29 protein-coding genes and 1 tRNA gene are annotated in these 25,180 nt (G+C 70.0%); 17 read left to right on the top strand and 13 right to left on the bottom strand.

The genetic code is table 11. The features are described from left to right. The first annotated feature begins 54 nt into the window (after positions 1-54). From rplU to ABFX55_RS23600, 7 genes are all read left to right on the top strand, one after another. Positions 55-357, top strand: a complete 303-nt coding sequence (rplU, locus tag ABFX55_RS23630) for a 50S ribosomal protein L21 (RefSeq protein ID WP_183647442.1) — start codon at positions 55-57, stop codon at positions 355-357. A gap of 15 nt (positions 358-372) precedes the next feature. After that, entirely contained in the window at positions 373-630 is a 258-nt protein-coding gene (gene rpmA / locus ABFX55_RS23625) for a 50S ribosomal protein L27 (protein WP_090773491.1), read from the top strand. A gap of 220 nt (positions 631-850) precedes the next feature. Further along, entirely contained in the window at positions 851-2,203 is a 1,353-nt protein-coding gene (obgE, locus tag ABFX55_RS23620; protein ID WP_346124363.1) for a GTPase ObgE, read from the top strand. 10 nt (positions 2,204-2,213) lie between these two features. Then, entirely contained in the window at positions 2,214-3,332 is a 1,119-nt protein-coding gene (proB, locus tag ABFX55_RS23615) for a glutamate 5-kinase (RefSeq protein WP_379479136.1), read from the top strand. After that, entirely contained in the window at positions 3,277-4,629 is a 1,353-nt protein-coding gene (locus ABFX55_RS23610; RefSeq protein WP_487047400.1) for a glutamate-5-semialdehyde dehydrogenase, read from the top strand. The genes proB and ABFX55_RS23610 overlap by 56 nt, the downstream gene beginning before the upstream one ends. A 53-nt stretch (positions 4,630-4,682) precedes the next feature. Then, entirely contained in the window at positions 4,683-4,859 is a 177-nt protein-coding gene (locus tag ABFX55_RS23605) for a hypothetical protein (RefSeq protein ID WP_346124357.1), read from the top strand. Positions 4,860-4,937: 78 nt separating this feature from the next. Next, on the top strand, positions 4,938-6,713 hold the full coding sequence (locus ABFX55_RS23600; protein WP_346124355.1) for a serine/threonine-protein kinase: 1,776 nt from the start codon (positions 4,938-4,940) through the stop codon (positions 6,711-6,713). Between the two features lie 56 nt (positions 6,714-6,769). On the opposite strand, the gene ABFX55_RS23595 is transcribed toward ABFX55_RS23600, so the two are convergent. Further along, positions 6,770-7,795, bottom strand: coding sequence for a M48 family metallopeptidase (locus ABFX55_RS23595; RefSeq protein WP_346124353.1), 1,026 nt, complete (start codon positions 7,793-7,795; stop codon positions 6,770-6,772). Positions 7,796-7,881: 86 nt separating this feature from the next. Here ABFX55_RS23595 and nadD point away from each other — a divergent pair, with 86 nt between their 5' ends. From nadD to ABFX55_RS23550, 9 genes are all read left to right on the top strand, one after another. Continuing rightward, entirely contained in the window at positions 7,882-8,514 is a 633-nt protein-coding gene (gene nadD, locus ABFX55_RS23590; protein ID WP_346124351.1) for a nicotinate-nucleotide adenylyltransferase, read from the top strand. 139 nt (positions 8,515-8,653) lie between these two features. Then, positions 8,654-9,049 carry a ribosome silencing factor gene (gene rsfS, locus ABFX55_RS23585; protein ID WP_183647425.1) on the top strand — a complete coding sequence of 132 codons (396 nt, stop codon included), beginning with the start codon at positions 8,654-8,656 and terminating at the stop codon, positions 9,047-9,049. Continuing rightward, on the top strand, positions 9,046-9,675 hold the full coding sequence (locus ABFX55_RS23580; RefSeq protein WP_346124348.1) for a histidine phosphatase family protein: 630 nt from the start codon (positions 9,046-9,048) through the stop codon (positions 9,673-9,675). The genes rsfS and ABFX55_RS23580 overlap by 4 nt, the downstream gene beginning before the upstream one ends. Positions 9,676-9,831: 156 nt before the next feature. Then, a tRNA-Ala gene (locus ABFX55_RS23575) sits at positions 9,832-9,904 on the top strand. Between the two features lie 618 nt (positions 9,905-10,522). After that, positions 10,523-10,681, top strand: a complete 159-nt coding sequence (locus ABFX55_RS23570) for a hypothetical protein (RefSeq protein ID WP_183647410.1) — start codon at positions 10,523-10,525, stop codon at positions 10,679-10,681. 69 nt (positions 10,682-10,750) lie between these two features. Next, a complete protein-coding gene (locus ABFX55_RS23565) occupies positions 10,751-11,257 on the top strand; it encodes a MauE/DoxX family redox-associated membrane protein (RefSeq protein ID WP_346124346.1) in 507 nt (168 codons plus the stop codon). Continuing rightward, complete coding sequence (locus ABFX55_RS23560) at positions 11,258-11,770, top strand: TlpA family protein disulfide reductase (protein ID WP_346124344.1); 513 nt, start codon at positions 11,258-11,260, stop codon at positions 11,768-11,770. It begins immediately after the preceding gene. Then, positions 11,767-13,578 (top strand): ABC transporter ATP-binding protein, encoded by a 1,812-nt coding sequence (locus ABFX55_RS23555; RefSeq protein ID WP_346124343.1) that lies wholly within the window; start codon positions 11,767-11,769, stop codon positions 13,576-13,578. The genes ABFX55_RS23560 and ABFX55_RS23555 overlap by 4 nt, the downstream gene beginning before the upstream one ends. After that, entirely contained in the window at positions 13,575-14,069 is a 495-nt protein-coding gene (locus tag ABFX55_RS23550; protein WP_346124341.1) for a S26 family signal peptidase, read from the top strand. The genes ABFX55_RS23555 and ABFX55_RS23550 overlap by 4 nt, the downstream gene beginning before the upstream one ends. A gap of 9 nt (positions 14,070-14,078) precedes the next feature. Here the strand turns inward: ABFX55_RS23550 and ABFX55_RS23545 are convergent, their stop codons facing one another. From ABFX55_RS23545 to ABFX55_RS23525, 5 genes are all read right to left on the bottom strand, one after another. Continuing rightward, a complete protein-coding gene (locus ABFX55_RS23545) occupies positions 14,079-15,215 on the bottom strand; it encodes a WD40 repeat domain-containing protein (RefSeq protein WP_346124339.1) in 1,137 nt (378 codons plus the stop codon). After that, positions 15,212-15,724, bottom strand: coding sequence for a SigE family RNA polymerase sigma factor (locus ABFX55_RS23540; RefSeq protein ID WP_346124337.1), 513 nt, complete (start codon positions 15,722-15,724; stop codon positions 15,212-15,214). The genes ABFX55_RS23545 and ABFX55_RS23540 overlap by 4 nt, the downstream gene beginning before the upstream one ends. Before the next feature lie 385 nt (positions 15,725-16,109). Continuing rightward, positions 16,110-16,610, bottom strand: a complete 501-nt coding sequence (locus tag ABFX55_RS23535) for a COG4315 family predicted lipoprotein (RefSeq protein WP_346124335.1) — start codon at positions 16,608-16,610, stop codon at positions 16,110-16,112. A 123-nt stretch (positions 16,611-16,733) separates the two neighbouring features. After that, on the bottom strand, positions 16,734-17,111 hold the full coding sequence (locus ABFX55_RS23530; protein ID WP_346124334.1) for a cupin domain-containing protein: 378 nt from the start codon (positions 17,109-17,111) through the stop codon (positions 16,734-16,736). Beyond that, positions 17,111-17,485 (bottom strand): cupin domain-containing protein, encoded by a 375-nt coding sequence (locus tag ABFX55_RS23525; protein ID WP_346124332.1) that lies wholly within the window; start codon positions 17,483-17,485, stop codon positions 17,111-17,113. The genes ABFX55_RS23530 and ABFX55_RS23525 overlap by 1 nt, the downstream gene beginning before the upstream one ends. Positions 17,486-17,558: 73 nt before the next feature. On the opposite strand from ABFX55_RS23525, the gene ABFX55_RS23520 reads away from it, so the two are divergent. After that, on the top strand, positions 17,559-18,008 hold the full coding sequence (locus tag ABFX55_RS23520; protein ID WP_346124330.1) for a MarR family winged helix-turn-helix transcriptional regulator: 450 nt from the start codon (positions 17,559-17,561) through the stop codon (positions 18,006-18,008). On the opposite strand, the gene ABFX55_RS23515 is transcribed toward ABFX55_RS23520, so the two are convergent. The 7 genes from ABFX55_RS23515 to ABFX55_RS23485 form a co-directional block, all read right to left on the bottom strand. Continuing rightward, positions 17,999-19,306, bottom strand: coding sequence for a nucleobase:cation symporter-2 family protein (locus tag ABFX55_RS23515; protein WP_346124328.1), 1,308 nt, complete (start codon positions 19,304-19,306; stop codon positions 17,999-18,001). The genes ABFX55_RS23520 and ABFX55_RS23515 overlap by 10 nt on opposite strands. Positions 19,307-19,420: 114 nt before the next feature. After that, positions 19,421-19,621 (bottom strand): hypothetical protein, encoded by a 201-nt coding sequence (locus ABFX55_RS23510; protein ID WP_346124326.1) that lies wholly within the window; start codon positions 19,619-19,621, stop codon positions 19,421-19,423. 327 nt (positions 19,622-19,948) lie between these two features. Then, the gene (locus tag ABFX55_RS23505; RefSeq protein WP_346124324.1) at positions 19,949-20,398 is read right to left on the bottom strand and encodes a hypothetical protein; all 450 of its coding nucleotides are present in this window, start codon (positions 20,396-20,398) and stop codon (positions 19,949-19,951) included. A 12-nt stretch (positions 20,399-20,410) separates the two neighbouring features. After that, positions 20,411-22,207 (bottom strand): Na+/H+ antiporter NhaA, encoded by a 1,797-nt coding sequence (gene nhaA / locus ABFX55_RS23500; protein ID WP_346124322.1) that lies wholly within the window; start codon positions 22,205-22,207, stop codon positions 20,411-20,413. 81 nt (positions 22,208-22,288) lie between these two features. Beyond that, positions 22,289-23,662: a Dyp-type peroxidase gene (locus tag ABFX55_RS23495; protein ID WP_346124320.1), complete on the bottom strand. Its 1,374-nt coding sequence runs from the start codon at positions 23,660-23,662 to the stop codon at positions 22,289-22,291. A 45-nt stretch (positions 23,663-23,707) separates the two neighbouring features. Beyond that, positions 23,708-24,094, bottom strand: a complete 387-nt coding sequence (locus ABFX55_RS23490; protein WP_346124318.1) for a winged helix-turn-helix transcriptional regulator — start codon at positions 24,092-24,094, stop codon at positions 23,708-23,710. Positions 24,095-24,118: 24 nt separating this feature from the next. Next, entirely contained in the window at positions 24,119-25,174 is a 1,056-nt protein-coding gene (locus ABFX55_RS23485) for a phosphoribosyltransferase family protein (protein ID WP_346124316.1), read from the bottom strand. Positions 25,175-25,180: the final 6 nt, after the last annotated feature.

Genomic DNA, 25,180 nt, shown 5'->3' with positions numbered 1-25,180 from the left:
ACAGCAATCGAATGCCGGGCGCAGCATTCAGAGAGTCAGCAGAAGGGTTCCGCGGTGTACGCGATCGTTCGTTGCGGCGGCAGGCAGCAGAAGGTCTCCGTCGGTGACGTCCTCGAGGTGGACAAGGTCGCCGGCGAGGTTGGTTCTTCGGTTTCGCTGCCGACGGTGCTCGTCGTCAACGATGGCGACGTGACCACGGAGGCGGGCAAGTTCCTGGTGAGCGCCGAGATCCTCGGTGAGACCAAGGGCCCCAAGATCCGCATCCTCAAGTACAAGAACAAGACCGGTTACAAGAAGCGCCAGGGTCACCGCCAGCGGTACACCCAGGTGAAGATCACCGGTATCAACCAGGCCTGATCGGGAGTTGTAGAGATGGCACACAAGAAGGGCGCGTCGTCCACCCGGAACGGCCGTGACTCCAACGCCCAGCGCCTGGGCGTCAAGCGCTTCGGCGGCCAGCTGGTCAACGCGGGCGAGATCATCGTCCGTCAGCGTGGCACCCACTTCCACCCCGGCGACAACGTCGGTCGTGGTGGCGACGACACACTGTTCGCACTGGCCGCGGGCCACGTGCAGTTCGGCCTCAAGCGCGGCCGTCGCGCCGTGAGCATCGTCCCGGTCGCGGAGTAAATCCGCCGCCGCAAGACGTTGTAACGAGGGGTGGATCGTTCCGGTCCACCCCTCGTTCGCGTTCAGGGGGTCCTGCGGGGCTCTCGGGTACGGCACGCGGCACCGACCGCGTAACGGTGGCCAGCCACGTGCGCCGCAGGAGCGTCTCCCTGGAGGGGCACCGGCCACGTGACAAGGGTGGGCTGTGGTCGGCCTGCCGTACAAGATGGAGAGAAGAGCTGTGGCGGATTTCGTGGACCAGGTGGTCCTGCACATCAGGGCAGGCGACGGCGGGAACGGCTGCGCCTCCGTCCACCGCGAGAAGTTCAAGCCGCTCGGCGGCCCCGACGGGGGCAACGGCGGCAGGGGCGGCGACGTCATCCTCGAGGTCGACCCCAACACCGCCACGCTGCTCGACTACCACCGCCGCCCGCACCGCAAGGCCGACAACGGCAAGCAGGGGCAGGGCAGCAACAGGGAGGGCGCCAACGGCGGCGACGTGGTCCTTCCCGTGCCCAACGGCACCGTGGTCAAGGACGCCAAGACCGGTGAGGTCCTGATCGACCTCGTCGGCATGGGCACCCGCTACGTGATCGCCCAGGGCGGTCACGGCGGGCTCGGCAACGCGGCGCTGGCCAACTCCAAGCGCAAGGCGCCCGGTTTCGCGCTGCTCGGCGAGCCCGGCGACGCGCTCGACGTCATGCTGGAGCTCAAGAGCGTCGCCGACGTGGCGCTGGTGGGCTTCCCGAGCGCGGGCAAGTCGTCGCTGATCGCCGCGCTCAGCGCGGCCAGGCCGAAGATCGCCGACTACCCGTTCACCACGCTGATCCCCAACCTGGGCGTGGTCACCGCCGGCGAGACCGTGTTCACGGTGGCCGACGTGCCGGGGCTGATCCCCGGGGCCTCGCAGGGCAAGGGGCTCGGGCACGAGTTCCTGCGCCACGTGGAGCGCTGCGACATGCTCGTGCACGTCATCGACTGCGCGACCATGGAGCCAGGCCGCGACCCGATCACCGACTACGAGGTGATCGAGGCTGAGCTGCACGCCTACGGCAAGCTCGAGGACAGGCCCAGGATGGTGGTGCTCAACAAGGCCGACGTGCCCGACGCCAGGGAGCTGGCCGACATCGTCCGCGCCGACCTGGAGGAGCGCGGGCTGAAGGTCTTCACCGTCTCCGCCGCCACGCACGAGGGCCTGCGCGAGCTGACCTTCGCCATGGGCGAGTGGGTGGCCGCCGCCAGGGCGACCAGGCCGGTCGAGGAGCCCACCAGGCTGGTGCTGCGGCCCAAGCAGCTCGGCGCGGCGACCTTCGCGGTCCGCAAGGTCAACGACAACCTCTTCCAGGTCACCGGCGAGAAGCCGGAGCGCTGGATCAGGCAGACCGACTTCACCAACGACGAGGCCGTGGGCTACCTCGCCGACCGCCTGGAGCGGCTGGGCGTCGAGGAGGAGCTGGTCAAGGCGGGGGCGACGGCCGGCGCCGAGGTGGTCATCGGCTCGATGGACGACGGCTACATCTTCGACTGGCAGCCCACGCTCAACGCCGAGTCGATCCACTCGGGGCCGCGAGGGACGGACAACAGGCTCGGATAGGGTGCAGCTCGTGCGCGAACAGATCAGCTCAGCGTCGAGGGTCGTCGTCAAGGTGGGCTCCTCCTCGCTCACCACCCCCCAGGGCGTGATCGACGTCGACAGGGTCGACGCGCTGGTCGATGTGCTGGCGGCGCGGCGCCGTACCGGCACGCAGATCGTGCTCGTCTCCTCGGGCGCGATCGCGGCCGGTCTCGGCCCGCTCGGACTGTCGGCGCGCCCACGCGACCTGGCCACCCAGCAGGCCGCCGCCTCCGTCGGCCAGGGCGTCCTGGTCGCGCGCTACACCTCCTCCTTCGCCAGGTACGGCCTGCGCGTCGGCCAGGTGCTGCTGACGGCCGACGACATGATGCGCCGCTCCCACCACGCCAACGCGCAGCGCACGCTGAGCAGGCTGCTGGAGCTGGGCATCATGCCGGTCGTCAACGAGAACGACACGGTGGCCACCGACGAGATCCGCTTCGGCGACAACGACCGGCTGGCGGCCCTGGTGGCCCATCTCATCCACGCCGACGCGCTGGTGCTGCTGTCGGACGTCGACGCGCTCTACGACGGCCCGCCCTCGAGGGCGGGCTCCAGCCGCCTGGCCGAGGTCAGGGGCCCCGACGACCTGGTAGGCGTCGAGCTGGGCAAGAACGGCGCGGCGGTCGGCACCGGCGGCATGGTCACCAAGGTGCAGGCCGCGCGCATCGCGACGGGCGCGGGGGTGCCCGTGGTGCTCACCGCCGCCGCGCACGCGGCCCAGGCGCTGGCGGGCGCTGACGTCGGCACCTTCTTCCACCCGGGCGGCAGGCACCCCGGCACCAGGCTGCTGTGGCTGGCGCACGCGACCACCGGCCGCGGACGGATCACGCTGGACGAGGGCGCGGTCGAGGCGGTCGTCACGCGCCGCAAGTCGCTGCTGCCCGCGGGCGTGGTGTCGGTGGAGGGTGACTTCGCCGCGGGCGACCCCGTGGACCTGTGTGGGCCGCGTGGCCGTGTGGTGGCGCGCGGGCTGGTGAACTTCGACGCGGGCGAGATCCCCGGCCTGATGGGCCGTTCCACGAGAGAGCTGGCCAGCACGCTGGGTCCGGAATATGAACGCGAGCTCATCCACCGCGACGACATCGTCATACTGGAGTCCCACAGCTAGTGAGAGGCAGGGCGCGATGTCCGAGGAGTTCCTGAAGGTTGCCCATGCGGCGCGAGAGGCCGCCGCCGAGCTGGCCCCGCTGCCGCGGGCGGCCAAGGACAGGGCACTGCGCGCCATCGCCGACGCCCTCGTGGCGGGCGCCAAGGAGATCATCGAGGCCAACGTCCTCGACGTGGACAAGGCCCGCGAGGGCGGCACCTCCGAGGGCATGATCGACAGGCTCAGGCTCGACGAGGACAGGATCGAGGCCATCGCGCAGGCCGTGCGCGACATCGCCGACCTGCCCGACCCCGTCGGCGAGGTGGTCAGGGGCTCGACACTGCCCAACGGCCTGGAGCTGCGCCAGCTCAGGGTGCCGCTCGGCGTGATCGGCATCATCTACGAGGGCAGGCCCAACGTCACCGTCGACGGCGCCGCGCTGTGCCTCAAGAGCGGCAACGCGGTCCTGCTGCGCGGCTCCTCCAGCGCCTACTCCTCCAACACCGCACTGGTCAAGATCATGCAGGCGGCGCTGGAGCCGACCGAGGTGCCCTCGGGGGCCGTGCAGTTGGTGCCCGGGCTGACCCGCGACTCCGTCAAGGAGCTGATGCGGGCGCGCGGCCTGGTGGACGTGCTGATCCCGCGCGGCGGCGCCTCGCTGATCAACTCGGTCGTGGAGGAGTCCACGGTCCCGGTGATCGAGACGGGCGTGGGCAACTGCCACGTGTACGTCGACGCGGACGCCGACCTCGACCTGGCCGTGGAGATCCTGCTCAACGCCAAGGCGCAGCGGCCCTCGGTCTGCAACGCGGCGGAGACGCTGCTGGTGCACGCCGACGTGGCCGAGAGCTTCCTGCCCAGGGCGCTGGCCGCGCTGAAGGAAGCGGGGGTGACCGTCCACGCCGATCCCGGCATGGCCGTCCACGGAGAGGTCGTCCCCGCGACCGAGGAGGACTTCTTCACCGAGTACCTCTCGCTCGACATCGCCGCCGCCGTCGTCGGGTCGCTGGAGGAGGCGGTGGCCCACATCAGGAAGTACGGCTCTGGCCACACCGACGCGATCGTCACCCGCTCCCAGGGCGCGGCCCGCAGGTTCGTGCAGCTCGTCGACTCGGCGGCGGTCGCGGTCAACGCCTCCACGAGGTTCACCGACGGCGGCGAGTTCGGCTTCGGCGCCGAGATCGGGATCTCCACCCAGAAGCTGCACGCGCGCGGCCCGATGGGCCTGCCCGAATTGACCTCCACCAAGTGGGTCTACACCGGTGAGGGGCATCTGCGCACGTCAACGGGGACCGTTATCCCGGCCTGCGGAGGGTAATCCTGCGTGTCTCCCATGTGCGGGCGCGCCCGCACATGGCTTGACTGGCCTTCATGGCTTTGGTGATAGCGATCATTTTCGCGGGCGCCGTGCTGTTCGGCGCTGACCGGTTGCTGCTGTGGATGGAGAGCCGCGGACACATCAACTGGCGCAGGAAGGGCCGCAGGAAGCTCTCGGAGGAGCCGACGGTCAGGCTCGACTCCATGCTGTCCCATACTTCCCGCCGATGACCGGCGTGCCGCGGACATAAACAGGGGTCACACCGCTAGGGTTGTGTCCCTTATGGGCGCGCCGAGCGGGGAGGGAGCGTGAGCAAGCTCGGCAAGGTCGGGCCTTACACCTTGCTCGAACGCCTCGGTCGTGGCGGCATGGGCGAGGTGTATCTTGCCAGCACCCGCCGGGGTGAGCGCGTCGCTCTCAAGGTGCTGCACGACCTCATCGAGGATTCCGCCTCGCGCATCCGGCTGGAGCGCGAGGTCCGAGCGTTGCGCAGGGTCGAGAGCCCCTACGTCGCGAGGGTGATCGACGCCGATCTCGACTGCGTGCGGCCGTACCTGGTGATGGAGCACATCGAGGGCGACACCCTGCTCGAGCGCGTACGCCGCAGCGGCCCCCTGAAGGGCGCCGACCTCGTGCAGCTGGCTCAGGGCGTGGCGGCGGCGCTGGCGATCGTCCATGCTGCGGGCGTCATCCACCGCGACCTGAAGCCCGCCAACATCCTCATGGGCACCGAGGGGCCTGTGCTGATCGACTTCGGCATCGCCCAGGTGATCGACGCCACCAGGCTGACGATGACGGGCACCTTCCTCGGAACGCCGGGCTACGCCGCTCCCGAGCTGTTCGCCGACGAGCACGTGGGCGAGCCCGCCGACGTCCACGCGTGGGCTGCCACGGTGGCCTTCGCGGCGACCGGCAGGCCGACGTTCGGGCGGGGCACGGTCGAGGCGCAGATGTACGCGGTGCTGAACGGCCAGGCCGACCTCAAAGGTGTGCCCGCGGGGCTGCTGCCGCTGGTGCGGGCGGCGCTCAACAGGGAGCCTGGCAAGCGGCCGACGGCGGCGTTGCTGGCCGACCGGCTGGCCAGACTCGCCAGGGCGACCGTCTCGGCCGCCGACGAGGACGTGAAGGCGCTCAGGGGCAGGGCGGCCGACGCGGCCAAGGCCGCGAGGAGCCGCGCCTCCGAGGCGGCGAAAGCGGTCAGGGCCCGCTCCGCCGAGGAGGGCAAGGTCGTCAGGCCGCGCCTGTCCGAGGACAGCAAGCCGGTCAGGCCGCGAGTCTCGGAGGAGGGCAAGCTCGCCAGGCCGCGGGTTTCCGAGGAGGGCAAGCCGGTCAGACCCAGGGTCTCTCCCGAGGAGGGCAAGGTCGTGCGCTCGCGCGCCCAGGAGGGTGCGCGCAGCCGTACGCCCGAGGAGCCGAAGGCGGCGCGTGGCCGGATGTCGGTGACGGCCAGGAGCCGCGCCGCGGGCCGTACCGCCGAGGAGGGGAAGGCGGTCAGGGCGCAGCCCAGGGTGCCGCGCGTCAGGCGGCCCGCCGCACAGGCCGGTCAGGTGCAGCCCGCCTCGACCACGCTGCCTGCCGGCAACGCGGCGCTGCTGCTGCTGGCCGTGCTGGCGGTGCCGTGCGTGGTGGCTACGGTGATCTGGCCGATCGCCGGTGTGGGCATCACGGCCGCGTTCGTGGTGCTGGTGCGGACGGTGTGGATCAACCACTGGATGGTGCGCAACCGCACCTCGAAGCGGGTCAAGGTGGCGCTCAGAGTGCTGCTGTTCCCGCTGGCGCTGGCCGGGTCCGCGATCACCGCGGCGGGCTGGCCAGGGCTACCCGTGGCCGCGGCGGCGGGCGGGATCCTGTGGATGGTGGCGGGAGGGGAGCTGGGCCCCGACTGGTGGCAGCAGACCGCGCCCGTCACGGCGGCGGGCGTCGTCTTCGGTGTGCTGTGCGGCGCGATCACCGGCAGAGAGGTCGAGCGCGTCGGCGCCATGCTGCCCGACCTGCGCAAGGAGGGACTGCGCGCGCTGGCCGTACTGGGCGGCTTCGTCGCCCTCTGCGCGGCGGCGGTGCGCGCGATCGCCCTGCTGCTGTAGCGCCCTGCCGCTCTGACGGCCTGGAAGCCGCGTCTTCCAGGCCGCCGGCGTCTTCGTCAGCTGCCGTCGCGGCGGGAGAAGCGGTTGAAGATCCGCTCGCCCGCGTTGACCGCGCCCTCGGCCACGTCGCGCAGGACGCCGATGAACGGGTCCTGCGACTCCGACCACGAGCGGCGGTAGGACTCGGCGGCCGCCTTGACCTCGTCGGTGACGCGGGCGTCGGCGTCGTGCTCCCTGCGCGGGTAGTCGCCGCCGATGATGCGCTCGTACTCGCCGCTGCGGTGCCACTTGTCGAGCTCGGCGACGCGGACCACGGCGAACGGGTGCGTGGTGCCGAGCAGGTTGAGCACCTTCAGGAAGCCGTCACGCAGGTCGCCCGCCGTGTCGTACTCCTGGTACTGGGCCAGGAAGGCCTCGATGTTCATCTCGTGGGTGTAGGCGCCGCCCGCGAGCTTCATCAGCGCGCGCTTGGCCGCCTCGGGGTCCTGGCCGGTCAGCAGGCCGCCGCGGTCGGAGGACAGCTCCGACTTGCGGTACCACTCCTCCAGGCCCGCCACGATCGCGCGCAGGCCGATGTAGCCCAGCGGGATCCAGGCCACGCGCGTGGCAAGACGGGTGAGGATGTCGAGCATCGTCCGGTAGACGGCGTGGCCCGACAGGATGTGCGCGGTCTCGTGACCGATCACGAAACGCTGCTCCTCCTCGTTCATGAGGTTGAGCAGACCCGTCGTCACCACGATGAACGGGTCGTCGAAGCCGATGGCCTTGGCCTGTACCTGGGGGTCCTGCTGGACGTAGATCTCAGGGACCCGGTGCAGATCGAGGGTGTAGGCCGCGTCGCGGCCCATGTCGTACAGGGAACGGAACTGCGTCTCGCTCACGCGTACCGCGGAGGCGAGATACATCAGGCGCAGCCGGCGCTCACTGATCAGGCCGGACATCTGCTTGAGAACCGTGTCGAACCCGCTGAGCTTGCGCAGAGCGACCAGAGCGGACCGGTCTGCGGGGTGTTCGTAGGCACGGGACGAGATGCCGGGCAGTTGCACGCGGCTGCGATCCGGGGTGGTCGTCATGTCCGGCATGCTACGTCGGCGGCGGGTGTGGTGCGCGTTTCTCAGAAAGGGGGGTGCTGAATGCTTGGTCACGGCTTCCGCGTAGGGTCCGTTTCATGATGAACGCGCCCAGGGTCCAGGGAAAGCGACGCGTGGGGGTCATGGGCGGCACCTTCGACCCGATCCACCACGGTCACCTGGTGGCCGCGAGTGAAGTGGCCCATCACTACGACCTCGACGAGGTCGTCTTCGTGCCGACGGGCCGGCCGTACCAGAAGGCGGAGAGGGAGGTGTCGGCGCCCGAGGACAGGTATCTGATGACGGTCATCGCGACCGCGTCGAACCCCCGCTTCTCGGTGAGCAGGGTGGACGTGGACAGGCCTGGGCCGACGTTCACCATCGACACCCTGCGCGACGTCAAACAGGTCTACGGTCCCGACGCCGACCTGTTCTTCATCACCGGCGCCGACGCGCTCGCCGCGATCCTCGACTGGCAGGACGCCTCCGAGCTGTTCGAGCTGGCCCACTTCGTCGGCTGCACCAGGCCGGGACACACGCTGCGCGACCCGGGGCTGCCCGAGGGCAAGGTGAGCCTGATCGAGATCCCGGCGCTGGCGATCTCCTCCTCCGAGTGCCGGCAGCGCGTGGAGCAGGGGGAGCCCATCTGGTATCTCGTGCCGGACGGGATCGTGCAGTACATCGGCAAGCGCGGGCTGTACCACACGGGTTCGGCCGGGAGCGTCGGCTAGCCTGGGACCACATGCCCCATCCCTGACCAGGACAGACGGATGGCCCGAAATCCAGGAGCATATGCCTGGGGGCGTCGGGGATACTATCAGGGTAAGCGTGGGGTATACACGTGGTCACACAGGAGGACAGAACCGCATCGTGACAGCATCCGAAAGATCCGTTCAGCTCGTCAGAGTCGCGGCCGAGGCCGCCGCCGACAAGCTGGCCGACGACATTCTCGCCTACGACGTGAGCGAGCAGCTCGTCATCACCGACGCGTTCCTGCTCTGCTCCGCCACCAACGACCGCCAGGTGCGCGCCATCGTCGACGAGATCGAGGACAGGCTCCGCATCGAGTGCGATGCCAAGCCGGTCCGCCGCGAAGGTGAGCGCGAGGGGCGCTGGGTGCTCCTCGACTTCATCGACATCGTGGTGCACGTCCAGCACGAGGAGGACCGCACCTTCTACGCGCTGGAGCGCCTCTGGAAGGACTGCCCTGCCATCGGGCTGCCCGAAAGCGTGACCCAGACCGCCGCCCAAAGGGCCCGTACGTGAGCAAGCGGATCGTCTGCCTGCGCCACGGCCAGACCCTCTGGAACGTCGAACACCGCTTTCAGGGCCACACCGACATCCCGCTCGACGAGACCGGCGTCGCCCAGGCGGCCAGGGCGGCGTCGCTGCTGGCCGCGTTGCGCCCGACGATGATCGTCTCCTCCGACCTGCGCAGGGCCAACGACACGGCCCTCGCGCTGGCCAGACTGGTAGGGCTCGACGTCTCGGTCGACAAGGACTTCCGCGAGCGGGGCGGAGGCGCATGGGAGGGGCTGACCCGCGAGGAGATCGCCTCTCGCTGGCCGGCTGAGTACGTCGCGTGGGAGGCGCCGGACGGCGAGCCCGTCCCCGACGTGGCCGACCGCGTGGGGGCGGCGCTGCGCCGCTGGGCCGGCCAGCTCGACGACGACGGGCTGCTGGTGGTGGCCTCTCACGGAGCGGCGCTGCGGCTCGGCATCGCGCACCTGCTCGGCCTGCCGCAGGAGCTCTGGTCAGCGCTGGGCGGGCTCGGCAACTGCTCGTGGTCGGTGCTGGAGGAGGGGCGCAAGGGCTGGCGCCTGCTCGAGCACAACGCGGGCACCTTGCCGGAGCCGATCAACAGCGACGACACCCCCGAGGCCGCTTCCTGACCTCGGTCGTCTTTCAGCGGCTGTCCCTTCAGGGGCGGCCGGTGAACGGTCGGGGGATGGGCGCGGTCCGGTGGTGTAACTCTTGATTATGCGAATCGGGAGCGATGGTTATATGCTCTGCGAGCGCCGCAACGGGAGGACTCGGAGCGGTGACCAGGGGCTATAGCGCAGTTGGTAGCGCACCTCCATGGCATGGAGGGGGTCAGGAGTTCGAGTCTCCTTAGCTCCACCCAAATGCTGTTACTCGAACACGGCTCATCTGGGGCGGTGGCGAGTAGCGACGACGTGCTTGTGGCGGCGGTGTCAGTGATGACACCGCCGCTCTTGCGTTTTCCGGCCCTGGTGACGCAGGAGCGGGGCGATCGGCTCTGCAGGGTCGTCGAGAGCTGACGCGGGGCGTGCTGTCGTGCTCGTGCGCGTCGAGGCCGGCTCCGGGCAATGGACTGGGCGGGCAAGCCGTAGTCGGCGCGCAGGAGCGTGTGCAGGTCGGTGGACGGGCTTATGACGGGAGCTCGGACTGACAGTCAGTCGGGATGAGCGTTTCCCTCGCCCGGTCCGTGACAGCCTGTGCGTCCGCGCGTGCGCCCTGTTCACGCCTACGAACAGGCACTATCCATGATCCAAGAGTGATGGGCCCTCGGTCGTCCCTTCCGGCCCCGGTGCTGTCCAGTGGTCTGAAGCCCCATTCGGTGCACATCGACACGACCGATAGTGCATGTCCGAAATTTCGGAAGCTGCGCCGCTCAAGCGTTTTCGGGGATTTAGGGCTCGGTTATTGCGCCGTAATTCGGAAGACCTGATCATCGTGATCACCAACCACCTCGGCTAGAGCCGGAGAGGAGACACCATGATCGGTCTGGTCGATCGTCTGCTGTCGCGCGTTGCCCACAAGGTGACCGTGGAGGCTGGCTGCAGCAACTACTACTACTGCTCGGGTGGCGTGAAGTACCTGCGTCAGTGCTGTCTGAACGAGGGTTGCACGACCGTCAGGGTCGGCACCTGCTGACGAGGTTGACATAGTGATCCCGCGGGCGGCGGTTCCTGCCGCCGCCCGCGTGGCATTGGAGGGGTGCGGATGGAGTACCTGCGGATCGGATGCGCCTGCCTGGTCGCTTTGGTCTTCACGGTCACGGCGGTGTCGAAGGTCCGGGACTTCGACGCATTCCGCCGTTCGCTGCCCGCGCTCGTCCCGGTCCCGCAGGGGGCCGTTCGCCCGCTCGCCGTGGCGGTCGTCCTGCTGGAGGCGCTCGTTCCTGTCCTGGTTCTGGCGCCGGCGACAACGTCGTACGGCCTCGGGCTCGCCGGCGTGATGCTCGTCGCGTTCACCGTTGCGATCGCCGTCGCGCTGGCACGGGGACAACGCGCTCCCTGCCGCTGCTTCGGCGCGTCCGCCACCCCTCTCGGAGCCCGTCACCTGGTCCGCAACAGCCTGCTGGTCATCGCCGCCGCGCTCGGCGTGCTTCTGCCCGACGGCTTACCGGCGCTCGGCGGTGTGGCCCTGGCGGGTGCGGCGGGTGCGATCGGGGCGATCTTGATCGTTACCTTCGACGACGTCGTCGATCTCTTCGCAAGGAACTCCTGAATGTCCTACCTGACCGCCGCCGTCGTGCTCGTCGGCCTGCTGTGCGTGTTCAACCTGCTGCTCACCTTCGGTCTCATCCGCCGGTTGAAGCAACTCGGAGGAGCAGGTGCCGGGCACGCCGGTCCTCCCATCGCGTTGCGGCCGGGATCGCCCGTGGGCGAGTTCGCCGCCGTGACCCTCGACGGTGAGCAGGTCTCCCACGACACGGTCGAGGGACTGGTCGGGTTCTTCTCCGCCGGTTGCGAGCCGTGCCACAAGCTCATTCCCGGCTTCACCGCGCAGGCCCGCGCCCAGGGACGGCAGAACGTCCTGGCCGTGGTCGCCGGTGAGGACGCCGAGGCGGTCGAAGCACTCTCGCCGGTGGCCCGAGTCATTGTCGAGGACTTCGAGGGCCCGGTGGCGGGCGCGTTCCAGAACACCTGGACCCCGGCGCTCTACCTGCTCGGGTCCGACCACCGCGTCGTCGCCGCCGGCGGCCGTATGGAGGACCTCCCCCTCGCGTCGACGGCATGAGCGCCGGAGGAGCGCGGGGACTGGCCTCTGCCGCGGCGGAGGCCATGTCGCTGACCTGGAGATCGGCTCCTGGAGGAGTGAGCGGCTACGTCTTCGTGACGCTCGCCGAAGCAGCAGCCCCGATCGCCACCGCCTGGATGACGAAATCGGTCATCGACCGGCTGGCCGCTCCCGAGGGCGAGGTCACGGGTCTCGCGCTCGGGCTGGCCGCATCCGGCCTGGCGGCCGCCGCGCTCCCGGGGATCGCCCGCTACCTGCGCGTTCAGACCGGACGCCGCGCGCGGGTGGTCGCGACCGACCGGTTGTTCGCCGCGGCCGAGCGGCAGGTTGGTCTCCGGCGTTTCGAAGATCCGGTGTTTCTCGACCGGCTGCGCCTGGCGCAGGAGTCCGCGGGGGCCACCGGCGACCTCGTCAGCGGAGTCTGCGGGAGCCTGCACGGTGTCCTGTCGCTGGTCGGGTTCGTCACCTCCTTGCTGATCCTGAGTCCCGCCATGACGGCGCTGGTGCTGCTGGCCGCGGTCCCGGTCCTCGTCGCCGAACTGCTGCTCTCACGCAGGCGGGCCACCCTCCAATGGGAGACCGAGCAGATCCACCGCCGCGAGTTCTTCTACAGCCGGCTGCTCACCGGCGTGCAGGCCGCCACCGAGATCCGGTTGTTCGGCATCGGCGCGTTCCTGCGCGCGCGGATGATGGCGGAGCGGCGTGTGGCCGACACGGCCGAAAGCCGGATGGACCGCCGGGAACTGGTCACGCAGGGCGGCCTCACGGCGTTGAGCGCGGCGGTCGCCGGAGCGGGGCTGTGGTGGGCCATCGTGGCCGCCCGCCAGGGCTCGATCAGCGTCGGCGACGTCGCCATGTTCATCGCGGCCGTGGGCGGCGTTCAGGCCGCGCTCAACTCGCTCGTCTCCTCGGTGGCCTCCAGCCACCAGCTGCTCCTTACCTTCTCTCACTATGTCGCGGTGATCAGGACCGAGCCGGACCTGCTGAGCGTGGACGAGGGCACGGCCTCCGAGCTGCGCCGGGGCATCGAGCTGCGGGACGTCTGGTTCCGCTACAGCGACGACCACGCGTGGGTGCTGCGCGGCGTCGACCTGACGATCCCGTACGGCTCCGCGGTCGCCCTGGTGGGGTTGAACGGCGCAGGCAAGAGCACCCTCATCAAGCTCCTGTGCAGGATGTACGACCCGACGTGCGGCATGATTCTGTGGGACGGCGTGGACCTTCGGGACATTCCTCCCGCCGAGCTTCGCGAGCGGATCAGTGCCGTGTTCCAGGACCACATGAACTTCGACATGTCCGCCGCCGAGAACATCGGGCTCGGCGACCTGCCCACCCTCAACGACCCGGTCCGCATCCGGGACGCGGCCGTCCGCGCCGGAGTGCACGACAAGATCTCGCAGCTGCCACGCGGCTATGACACGCTGCTCACGCGCATGTTCTTCTCCGAGGCCGACAAGGGCGACCCGGAAACCGGAGTGGTGCTGTCGGGCGGGCAGTGGCAGCGTCTCGCCCTGGCCAGGGCCCTCGTCCGCGACGGCAGGGACCTGATGATCCTTGACGAGCCCAGCTCCGGTCTGGACCCCGAGGCGGAGCACGAGGTCCATACCCGTATCCGGGAGTATCGGGCGGGCCGGACGAGCTTGCTGATCTCCCATCGCCTCAGCGCCGTACGGGACGCCGACCTCATCGCCGTGCTTCACGAAGGGCGGGTCGCCGAGCTGGGACCGCATGAGATGCTGCTGGCGGCGGACGGCCACTACGCCCGCCTGTTCCGGCTGCAGGCCGCGGGTTACCAGGAGGCACGGTGAAGACGGGCAAGCTGCTGCTGGCGGCATCCGCCGTGGTGGCGTTGGCGGCTCCCCTGTGGTGGATCCGCGGGCGCTACCTGGTCGCCACTGTCAGCGGGCCGAGCATGGAACCTCATCTGCGCTCCGGGGACAGGGTGCTCGTCCGCCGGACGAGGCAGGTCCGATCGGGCCAGATCGTGGTCGTCAAGATCGCGGACCCTGCTCCCCTGGCCGGATTGCCGCCGGGCCTCGAACCGGGCGACGCGGCCGAGCTGCCGGAGAAGCCGGATCACCCCGGCTGGCGGTTGCTCGTCAAGCGCGCGGCCGCGGTGGCGGGCGAACCCGTGCCGAGACACCGAGTCCCCGCACTTCGCGACGTACCCGAGACGGTCGTGCCCCCGGGCGCCCTGGTCGTGCTGGGCGACAATCCTGGCAGCAGCTGGGATTCCCGAGAGTTCGGCTTCGTGCGGGGTGACGAGCTGGTCGGCGTCATGGTGCGCCGCCTGCCGTGAAACGGTTCGTCACAAGGCGGGTGCGGCGGCTCCGGGGACGACATCGTGGCCCCCGAGCTGGGGACGGTAGACGGCGAGCCGCCTGACCTGACCGGTCTCCACGTTCACCGCGTAGGTGATGTGACGGTTCTCGTTCCATTCCTTCGACGCGAGGGTGGCGAGCGTGACCTCGGTCGCGTTCAACCAGGAGCCGAGGGTGAGAATGTGGCTGCCCTTCGGCAGCCCGCGCATGGTCGCCATCTTCTTGACCTGGCCGGTCCTGGCGTCGAGCACGGTGATCGTGCCGTCATACCTCGACGGGGACCGGCCCTGGCGCAGCGCGGCCACTGCGGTGCCGTCGAAGGCAAGCGCGCTGAAACGTGTGTACTCCTGGCCCACCGTGACCGGTGAACCGCCCCCTGCCAAAGGCATCACCCAGATCCCTGGCTTCTGCCCGGACTCCCCGTACCGGGCCAAGGTCACAGTCGTGCCGTCGATGCTCCTGGGATCCCACCCGGCCGGCAGGGGCATCGTGGTTCTCGCTCGCATATCGATGATCAGGCCGGGATGGGCGGTGAAGGCGAGGTACCGCCCGTCGTCGGAGAGTTCCAGGCGCGATCTGGCGCCCAGCTTCGCTTCGGCGATGGCGACAGGGGCGGCCTGCTCGGCGCCGCTGGCCAGGTCGCGTACCTTGAACGTTCTGGCCGATCTGCTGTAGTAGGCGATGATGCGCCCGTCGCGGCTGATCGCCAGCGGGTAGAAGTTCGGTCCGCTCTTCCAGCCCAGCGCCTGCGGCACGTGGTACGTCTCGCCGGTGCGGGTGACCACGCGCCATCCGCCGTTCCTGCAGTCGGGCGGTACAGGACCGCCGACGAGGCAGAAGGTTCGGTAGGCGTGGCTGATCGGCCCGACACCCCGGCTGGGCAGATCGGCGATCGTGCCGCTCTGCGTCACGACGATGGGCTTGTCGGCCTGCACCGCTCCCGGGCCGGGGAACATGCCCAGCGTGACGCCGGCGAGCACCACCAGTCCCATCGCGGAAGCCGACCCGGCGGCGGCCATGCGGATCCGCCTCCTGCGCCTGCTGCCCGCGATCGCCAGATCGGCCAGGTTGAGGGCCGGGGCGTCGGCGGCCACATCATCTAGCGCCTCGCGCAGCCTGCTCACTGGCGCACCTCCTCGTTCTCGGTGAACAACTGGGACAGCTCGGGCGCGAGCGCGCGCAGGCGGCCGAGCGCGTGGTGGGTCTGGCTCTTGACGGTGCCGAGCGAACAGCCGAGGATCTCGGCGGTCTCGCGCTCGCTGAGGTCCTCGTAGAAGCGCAGGACGATCACGGCGCGCTGCCGCGGCGTCAACCTGGCCAGCGCCTGGCGCAAGATGAGCCGATCGACCGTGGCATCGTCGTGGGCGTGCCCGTGCTCGGGAGGGTCGGCGCTGGGCGACTCCAGGCGTTTGCGCCGCTGCCACGAGATGTATTGGTTGATCATGGCCTTGCGCGTGTACGCCTCAGGGGTGCCGCGCAGGACCAGTCTGGGCCAGTGGTTGGCGACCTTGAGCAGGACGCTCTGCATCAGGTCCTCGGCGAGGTGGGCGTCTCCCGTGAGCAGGTACGCGCTCCGCGTCAGCGCCTGCTGCCGGGCGAGCACGAACTCGCGGAAGCCGTCATAACGATCCAAAGGGATGATCTCCTCTCGTCGGTTCTCACGCCAACGAGAGGCAGAAAGGTTGGAACCCCGCATCTCCGTCGTCAGGGACGCACTGGACCGCGGGCTTCCTCTCCCACTCCGAGGACGAGCCACGGGAGCCGACGCCTTGCTTGTGGCTTCCTCCGGCCCTCTCGTCCTCCCGGGAGAGTTCGGCGAGGTGGGAAGCCCTGCGATCGACTCTGCTCCGACCCTTGGGGATCACCTGAAGTTCTCTGATCTTCGTGCGGACGAACGGCGGGTATTCTGCCGGACGTGCGGCGATTGATCATGTCCCGTGGGGTGGTCCGCAGGATCCCGTTCGATCACCTTATTCGTCGGGATTCGTCGTTTCCGGGCCTTCGTGGCCGTCTGCGGGCTAACCGGACGCCTTCATCCCCGCGGCGGTGAGCGCGTACCACTCGGCGCCGAACTCCTCCTTGTCGTGCCCGGTGGTGTCACCTGCCTTCTTGTCGTCGTGGTAGTAGTACAGCGGCCACTTGCCGTAGACGACCTGCTTGGATCCGTCATCGCGCGTCGTGGTGGAGATCAGGTCGGCCTTCGCTCCCTCACCGGCCCGCGGCGCTTCCGTGGTGAGATAGGGCGGCCATTCCTTCGCGCACTCGCCGTAGCACGTCGACTTCCCGCCCGTGTCCTTCTCGAACAGGTAGAGCGTGCGCCCGTGGGCGTCGACTATGATCTTGCCGATTCCCGTGTCGCCCACGCGCACTGCCGCGTTCGGGTCGGGCATGCCGGAGAGGGTCTCGTCCGGTGTCGAGGACGCGGCCATGGCGGCGCTCTCGGTGCTGTGGCCGCCGCCCCCGGCGATCACGAGGGAGGCGGCGACCGTCCCCATCAGGGGGGCCAGAAATTTCCTCATAACCCCGGCACGGGACGGGCCCGGCCAGGGTTCACCAGGCGGCGTGAACCTTACGGAAAACTTACGCTCGCCGCCCGGCTGTCCTTCTGTCACTTCGCTGGGGGCGTGGCAGGGGAGCTGGGGTCATCGAGCCCACGGTGGGACGAACGGCTCCATTCCCTGCATGATCGCCTGCCCGCCGACCGGCAGCACGGCGACCAGTTCGGCGGGCTCGTCGTTCGGATTGCCCAGCGCGAAGGGGGTGTGCGGCGGCACGATGAGCGCGTCGCCGGCCACCAGCAGGTGCTCGGCGCCCTCCAGCCTGGCGGTCACGCCGCCGGAGAGCACCACGAAGATCTCCTCCCTGTCGACCATGTGCGTGGTGTCGGCGGGCGCGCCTGGCGCGAAGGTGAAGCGCCACGCGCAGGTCTCGCTCGCGCCCCTGCTGGGCGCGGCCAGGCCGATGGCGGTGACGTGCGGGACGGCGAAGGCCGGGGCGTCGCTCCCCTGGATGACCGCCATCAGACGGCCGCGGGCGGGACGATCAGGCTGCCGTCGGCGAGCCTGGCCATCGCCCCGACGGGCAGCGCCACGATCAGCTCCAGCGGCTCGTCATGCGGGTTGGCCATGCCGAAGAGGGCTCCGGCCGGCACCACGATCGCGTCGCCCGAGGTGATGGGGTGGGCGGTGCCGTCGAGGTGGGCCACGCCCGAGCCCGAGGTGACGACGAGCACCTCCTCCCTGTCGAAGGAGTGGATGTTCGGCTCGGTGCGCGGGGCGACGTGGGTGCGCCACACGCAGGTCTCCTTGGAACCCCTGCTGGGGGAGGCGAGACCGGTGAAGCGGGTGGTTCCGACGGTGAAAACAGGAGCGGTGGCTCCCTGGACGACTGGCACGGGGTGTATCCTCCATACAGATCTACAACCAAGGTTTTCAACCATGGTTGTCTATCTGGGAAGGGAAGTCAACATGGATTTCGGGGTTCTGCTCGGGCTGGCCTACACCCAGTTCGTGGCCGAGCTGCACGACTATCTGGCCGAGCGCGGGTTCACCCACCTGCGGCCGGCGTTCGGCTTCGCGTTGAAGGTGCTCGCCGTCCGGCCGATGACCACCAGCCAGCTGGCGGCCAGGCTGGAGATCACCCCGCAGGGCGCGGCCAAGACGGTCGAGGAGATGGTGGCGGCCGGTTTGGTGGAGCGGGTGTCCGATCCTGCCGACGGCAGGGTGAAGATGCTGCATCTCACGGAGAGGGCCCGCGCCCTGCTGGCCGCGGGCCACGACTTCCATGTCGACTTCGAGCGGCGGCTCTCCGCCGAGTCGGGGGAGGCCGCGATCGGGGCGCTGCGCGAGGTGCTCACCGCGGTGGTGGCACGCAGCGACTCGCCCGAGGGCCTGGCCCGGACGCTGCGTCAGGTCTGAGTGACGCTCTTCCTGCCGCCGACGTGGTTGAAGAGCAGGTTGAGCAGGATCACCGCCATGCAGCCGGCGCTGATGCCGCTGTGCATGATGATCTGGAACCAGTGCGGGAACCTGTCGTAGATGCCCTCGGCGCCGATCGGGATCAGTGCGATGCCGATCGACAGCGCGACGACCAGCAGGTTGGCGTTGCCGGTGAAGTTCACTTTCGACAGGGTGCGGATTCCGGTCGCCGCGACCGTGCCGAACATCGCGATGCCCGCACCGCCGAGCACCGCGGCGGGAACCGCGGCCACGATCGCGCCGAGCACAGGGAACAGGCCCAGCAGCACCAGGAGACCGCCCGACATCGCGACGACCCAGCGGCTCCTGACCCCGGTCAGCCCGACCAGGCCGACGTTCTGCGCGAAGGCGGTGTAGGGGAAGGTGTTGAAGACGCCGCCGAGCGCCGTGGACAGGCCGTCGGCGCGCAGGCCGTCGGCCAGGCGGCTGGGCGGCAGCTCCGACTCGGTGATCTCGGCGACGGCGATGAAGTCGCCCGTCGTCTCGGTCATCGACACCAGCATCACGATGATCATCGAGACGACCGCGGCCACCTCGAAGGTCGGCAGGCCGAAGTGGAACGGCGTGCTGATCCCGATCAGGTCGGCCTCGCCCACGTGGGAGAAGTCGGTGAAGTCGAACGGGATCGCCACCAGTGTGCCGATCAGGATGCCCAGCAGTACCGCGATCCGTGAGAGGGCGGGAGGGGCGAACCTGTAGATGGCGATGACGAAGGCCAGGACGGCGCCGGCCAGCGCGATGTTGCGCGGCTCGCCGTAGGTGGGGGAGCCCGCCCCTCCCGCGGCCCACTTGGCCGCCACAGGCAGCAGCGTGATGCCGATGATGGTGATGACGGTGCCGGTGACCAGCGGAGGGAAGAAGCGCAGGAGCTTGCTGAAGAACGGCGCTATCGCCACCACGAGCAGCCCCGAGACGATCACCGCCCCGTAGATGGCGGGCAACCCGCCGCCCGTGGTGCCGATGAGCACCATCGGGGTGACGGCGGCGAACGTGCAGCCCTGCATGATCGGCAGACGGACACCGAAGCGCCAGACGCCGACGCACTGGATCAGCGTGGCGATACCGGAGATGAGCAGGTCGGCGTTGATGAGATAGGCCAGGTCGGCGGGCGGCAGCTTCATCGCGCCGCCGACGATGAGCGGCACCGCGACCGCGCCCGCGTACATCGCGAGCACGTGCTGCAGGCCGAGCGCGGCCGTCTGGGGGAGTGGCAGGCGCTGGTCCACCGGGTGGGTCATGTGGCTCTCCGGAGGTCGGGGGGATGCGGTCAGTACATCAACCGCGTGTTTCCTGCGCGTGTCCCCGCCTCACGAAACTCCCGCCTCAGAACGGCGGTGGTTTTGGAGGATCCTCTACTGGAGCGCGCTGCTGTTCAGGCCGATCACCCCGAAGATCAGCGCCGCCAGCAGGAGGGCCGCCAGCACGACCGCGACCACCGCCCAGCGCCAGCGCGCCTGCGGTGGCGGCGCGTAGACCACGGGCGGGAGATCGTCGGGCGAGTACGGCAGGCGCACCGTCCCCGACCCGAGCTCCTCGGGGCCGCCCGGCCGCACCGGCTGCCTCGGCGGCTGAACAGGAGGCCCCGGCGGCATGGGTCGCCCGGGGGGTGTCGACTGCGCCGGAGGTACCGGAGGTCCTGGCTGCACGGGCAGCGGCTGGCTCACCTGCCCCGGCTGTGGCCTGCGGATCCTGACGGTCGGATTGGGGTCGCCCTCGGACCTCATTGATCTCCCCCGCGCCCTGGCCGATTGTCTAGCCCGAATATAGCCAGCTGTCACAATTCGCGGTACCACTCCGTCTTTGCCGCATGAGACGGATTCTGGTGACAGGCGCCCACGGGCAGGCTGGGCTCGGCGACCGGGGGTGATCGGCTGGGGTGACTACCTGGAGGGCCACTGACCGGGCGGCGGCTGCTGCGGGTACTGGGGCTGCTGGCCGTAAGGCTGCTGGCCGTAGGGCTGCTGCCAGCCCTGCCCCTGCCCCTGCCCCTGCGCCTGCTGCTGGGGCTGCGGCCCGCCGCGGCGGGCGACCACGCCGAAGATCAGCAACCCGATGCCGACCACGTTGAGCACCGTGAACAGCAGGCCCGTGATCATGGACATCATCGTGATGACCTCGAAGCCGCCCGACTCGACCAGCGAGGGGATCATGACCTGGTAGCCGCCCTGCAGGATCGCGGCCACCAGCAGCACGACACAGCCGACCAGGCCGAGGGTCGCGCCCCTGCCGTGCTCGGCCCTGGCCCGCGCGGTCAGCGCGATGCCGACGACCAGGAGGATCACCGTCGGGATGAGGTAGAGGAGCGGGAGGAGAGAGGTGGCAGTGCTCATAAGCCGTGGATGCTACGGCATCGGTGTCGAATCCCGCAGAGCCCTGGTCAGCGCCTCCAGCGTGAGGGGGCCGGTGTAGCGCGCGCCGTTGACGAACAGGGTGGGCGTGCCGCGCACCCCGCTGTCGAGGCCCGAGCTCTCGTCCTCCTCGATCCGCCTCAGGTGCTCGTCGCGGCCGATCCACGGGCGCACGCCGAGGTCGGCGGCGTACCGCTCCAGCTCGGCGTCGCCCAGGCGGTCCTGGTTGCGGTAGAGCACGTCGTGCATCTCCCAGAACCTGCCCGCCTCGCCCGCCGCCTCGGCCGCCAGCGCCGCGGGCAGCGAGCGGGGATGCATCTCGCGCAGCGGGAAGTGCCTGAACACCATCCGCACGTCAGGACGGCGCTCGCGCAGCCGTTCGAGGATCTCGTACAGCCGCCCGCAGTAGGGGCACTCGAAGTCGCCGTACTCGACGAGCGTCACGGCCGCGTCCTCGGGGCCGCGCGAGTGATCGCCCGCGTGCACGGGCACGGCCAGCGTGTCAGGCAGCGGCTCGTCGGGCTCGAGGCCGGGAGGGGCGCAGACGCCGCCCTGGTTCCAGGCCAGCTTGAAGATCAGCCAGCCCAGCCCCGCCGCCACCAGCGAACCCGCGATGATGCCGATCTTCGCCTGGCTCTGCACGACGGGATCGTCGAAGGCCAGGTCGGTGACGAACAGCGCGACAGTGAACCCGATGCCCGATACGGCGGCCCCGCCCAGCATCTGGCCCCACACCAGGTTGCCCGGCAGCAGGCCCCAGTTCATGCGCAGCGGCAGCCACGTGCCGAGGGAGATGCCGACCAGCTTGCCCAGCACCAGCCCCGCCACGATGCCGAGGGAGATCGGCGAGGTCGCCGCCTGGCGCAGCGACTCGGCGTCCAGCCGTACGCCCGCGTTGGCCAGGGCGAAGATCGGCACGATCACGTAGCTGGACCAGGGGTGCAGCATCAGCTGCAGCCTCTCGTTGATCGACACCGACCGCTTCACCCGCAGCGCGGCCTCACGGGCCAGGCGCGGGCTCGGGTCGCCCGCCAGCTCCTGTACGGCCTCGCCCGCCAGACGCAGCTTGTGCTCGCTCGGCGCGTAGACGAACACCAGCGCGCCGAGCGCGATGCCGACGAGCGTGGGGTGCACGCCGCTCTCCAGCGTGGCCACCCACAGCGCGAAGCCCAGCAGCACGTACGCGGGCGGCCGCCAGATCCGCAGCCTGCGCAGGAGCAGGATGAGCGCGAACAGCGCCACCGCGACCAGCAGCGCGACGACCGAGAGGTCGGCGGTGTAGAAGACCGCGATGACCAGGATGGCGAGTACGTCGTCGACGATCGCCAGCGTGAGCAGGAACGCGCGCAGCGGATCGGGGCAGCGCGCGCCCACGACGGCGAGCAGGCCGAGGACGAAGGCGGTGTCGGTGGCGATCGGGATGCCCCATCCCGCCTCGCCGGGGCCGCCCGCGTTGATCGCGAAGTAGAGGAGGGCGGGCAGGATCATGCCGCCGAGCGCGGCGACGGCGGGGACGGCGATCAGGCGGCGGTCGCGCAGCTGGCCGACGGTGACCTCGCGCGAGATCTCCAGCCCGATGACGAAGAAGAAGACCGCCATGAGACCGTCGTTGACCCAGTGGCGCAGGTCGAGCTCGAAGGTGGTGTCGCCGAAGGCGAGGCCCGCCTGGATGTGCCAGAAGGCGTCATAGGTCTCGGCCCACGGCGAGTTGGCCCAGAGCAGGCCGAGCAGGGTCGCGGCGAGCAGCACAGTCGTGCTGCCCACCTCGGTCCTGAAGAAAGCGCGCAACATCCCTTGTCCCCCCGGACGATCATAGAGTGCCCGGTCCATCGCCTGATGTCCGGTTCCTGGTGATCGCCAGGAGGGGTGGGGTCAGAGGGTGCGCAGGTAGGCCAGCGAGGGCATGAAGAAGTACTCCCCGCCCAGCATCGTGACCGTCCGGGGAACCTGCGCCTGCGGGAGCGACTGCTCGGGCCTGCCCCACACCTTGGGGAAGGTCACCTTGATGTCGCGCTCGCCCTGCCCGATGACCGGGTCGTGACCGGTCGCGGGGTTCAGGAAGTCGGCGTTGTCGGCCCAGTCGCGCTGGGTGAACTCGAACTGGTTCTCCAGACTGGAGTTGAACGCCATGAACAGCAGCCCGACCCCGGCGCTCGGCCTGCTCTCGGGCGGCGACTCGTCCCACGGCTGGTCGGTGCGCTCGCCGTAGGTCTGGCCGCGCCTGGCCATGAGCACGGGCCTGATGCCCTCGAAGCGCGGGTTGGTCTTGCGGATGTGCCCGCTGAAGGGGCACTTGGCGCCGTCGTCGGCGTCGAAGGCGAAGTCGTTGGTCACGGCGCCGCCGCCCGCCCTCGCCTTCGAGGTGACGGGCGTGCCGTCCTTGAACCTGCCGACCAGCATCGCCCCCGCGCGGTCGCGGTCGGCGCCGGTCAGGCCGAGGGCGTCGGCCAGCTCCCGCTCGATCTCCTTGAACGCCCTGACGTTCTGCTCCAGCTTGCGGAAGACGAAGTAGCTGCCGAAGTGACGGTCTGCCGATGACGCGAACGGGTCGGCGACCAGGACATTGGCCAGCGGGAACGCCGGATTCCACCGTTTGCGGGGCTCGCGCTCGACCTCGTCGGCCAGGAAGAGCGGCTGGCTGCGGCCGTCGACGTAGCCGAAGTGCTCGATGCCGTCGCCCGCGGGGTTGCGCATGCCCCTGCCGGTCTCCTCGCCCAGCACCCGCGCGCTGTCGGGCAGCCGGTCCAGGATCTGCTCGCGGAGCCTGGCCACAGGGGCGGCCTCGGCGTCGCCGATGAGGACGACGACGTGGATCTCGCGCTGGTAGGCCGCCTCCCACTCGGTCACGGCGGGATCGTGGACCTCTGCGACCCTGCGCTTCATGCCGTCCCGGAAGACGCGGTCGCCGAACAGACGCACCTCCTCGACGCTGTGGCCGAGGTCGCGGTAGCCGGCCTTGCTGACACCGATCCCGACGTACGGCGTGCCGCGCCTGCCGCTCCTGGCGAACTCGCGCACCTCCTCGAGGTGCCTGCGCGCCGACTTCATGCTCGTGGCGGCCACCTCGCGAAGGAAGCGCCTGCCGTCCGAGGCGTCGTTGAACCTGATGAAGAGCGCGCTCAGATGCTCGCGGACGTGCGCGCGCAGGATGTTGGGCTGGAGGTTGTCGAGCATCTCCCTGGTGTCAGGGTCGAGCGTGGCCGAGTCCCAGGCGAGGGGTTGCGCGTTGTCGAGGTCGACAGGCATGCGTCGAGTCCTTTCCCCGTGGCGAATGGGCCCCCGATATGTGACTCAGGAGTGAGGGGAAAGGTTCGCGTCGTGCCGGCTCTGTGCGAGCAGGATGTCGGGCGCGCGCAGGGCGATCCAGTCGAGCAGGGCGCGAAGGGGCGCCGAGCCCTCCTGGCCCAGCGGGCTCAGCCGATAGGAGACCTTGGGCGGGATGTCCGGCTCCACCATGCGCTCCACCAGCCCGTCGCGGGCCAGGACGCGCAGGTTCTGCGACAGCATCTTCTCGCTGATGCCGCCGATGCGGTCGCGCAGCTGATAGAAGCGGAGCGGGCCGTCGCGCAGCGCGGCCAGCACGAGGATGCCCCACCGGCTGGTCACGTGATCGAACACCTCTCGACCCGGGCAGTCCTTGTTGAAGGCGTCGGTGCTCGGATCCGGGCTCACTTTCATGCACCGAGCTTACCGTGAGATAGCTCAGCGGTTCAGATGCCTGACGAACCACGCGCGGGCCAGCTCGGCCACCGTGTCGAGGGTGCCGGGCTCGGCGAACAGGTGGGTCGCGCCCCGCACGATCTCCAGTTTGTTCGGGCAGCGCAGCCGTTCCTGCGCAGAGTGGTTGAGCGTGAGCACGGGCTCGTCGCGCTCGCCCACGATGAGCAGCGTCGGCGCGGTGACCCCCGCCAGGCGTGGACCCGCCAGGTCGGGGCGGCCTCCCCGCGAGACGACGGCGGCGATGTCGTCGCCCAGCTCGGCGGCCGACCACAGCGCGGCGGCCGCGCCCGTGCTCGCGCCGTAGTAGCCGATGCGCGCTCCCTGCGTCCGCTCCCGCACCCATCGGACGGTCTCGCTCAACCGCCTGGCCAGCAGCGGGATGTCGAAGACGTCCTCCTCGGGTCGGGTCAGGTCGAACAGCAGCGTGCCCAGGCGCGCCTCGTGGAGCGCCGCGGCGACGCGCCTGTTGCGCGGGCTGTGCCTGCTGCTGCCGCCGCCGTGCGCGAACACCACCATGCCGCCCGCGCCCTGCGGCGCGGTCAGCTCGACGTCGCGGGCGCGCGGAGCGGTCGCGGCCCTGCCGAGCATGGCGCTCACGTCCGCCTCCGTCACCTGCCCGAAGTCCTCGTACCACTCGCCCACCGCGCGCGGGCCTTCGGGCTCGATCAGGCAGACCACCTCGTCGGCCTCGGGCACGACGGCCTCCCGCGCGCGCAGGGGAGCCGCCATGACGACCCTGGCAGCCCCGCTCGCCCTGGCCGCCGCGCACGCCGCCCTGGCGGTCGAGCCAGAGGCGAGCCCGTCGCCGACCACGATCACCGTACGGCCGGCGAGCGCGACCCCGTCGCCCCCGTGCCCTGTCCCCTCACCCTCGGCGGACGCCCCCGCCACGTCCAGCGGCGCGTCGAGCTCGCGGGCCACCTCGAAGGCGACGGGCACGCCGCCCTCCGGCAGTCCGAGTACGACGGGCTCCTCACTCGCCAGATGGAGCAGCCTGACGGCCAGCCGCCTGCCCGCGTCGGCGCGATCGATGAACATGCTGTC

Source organism: Nonomuraea roseola (genome assembly GCF_039535395.1).
In the GTDB taxonomy this organism is placed as follows: domain Bacteria; phylum Actinomycetota; class Actinomycetes; order Streptosporangiales; family Streptosporangiaceae; genus Nonomuraea; species Nonomuraea roseola.
This window is presented reverse-complemented; position numbering and strand designations above follow the sequence as displayed.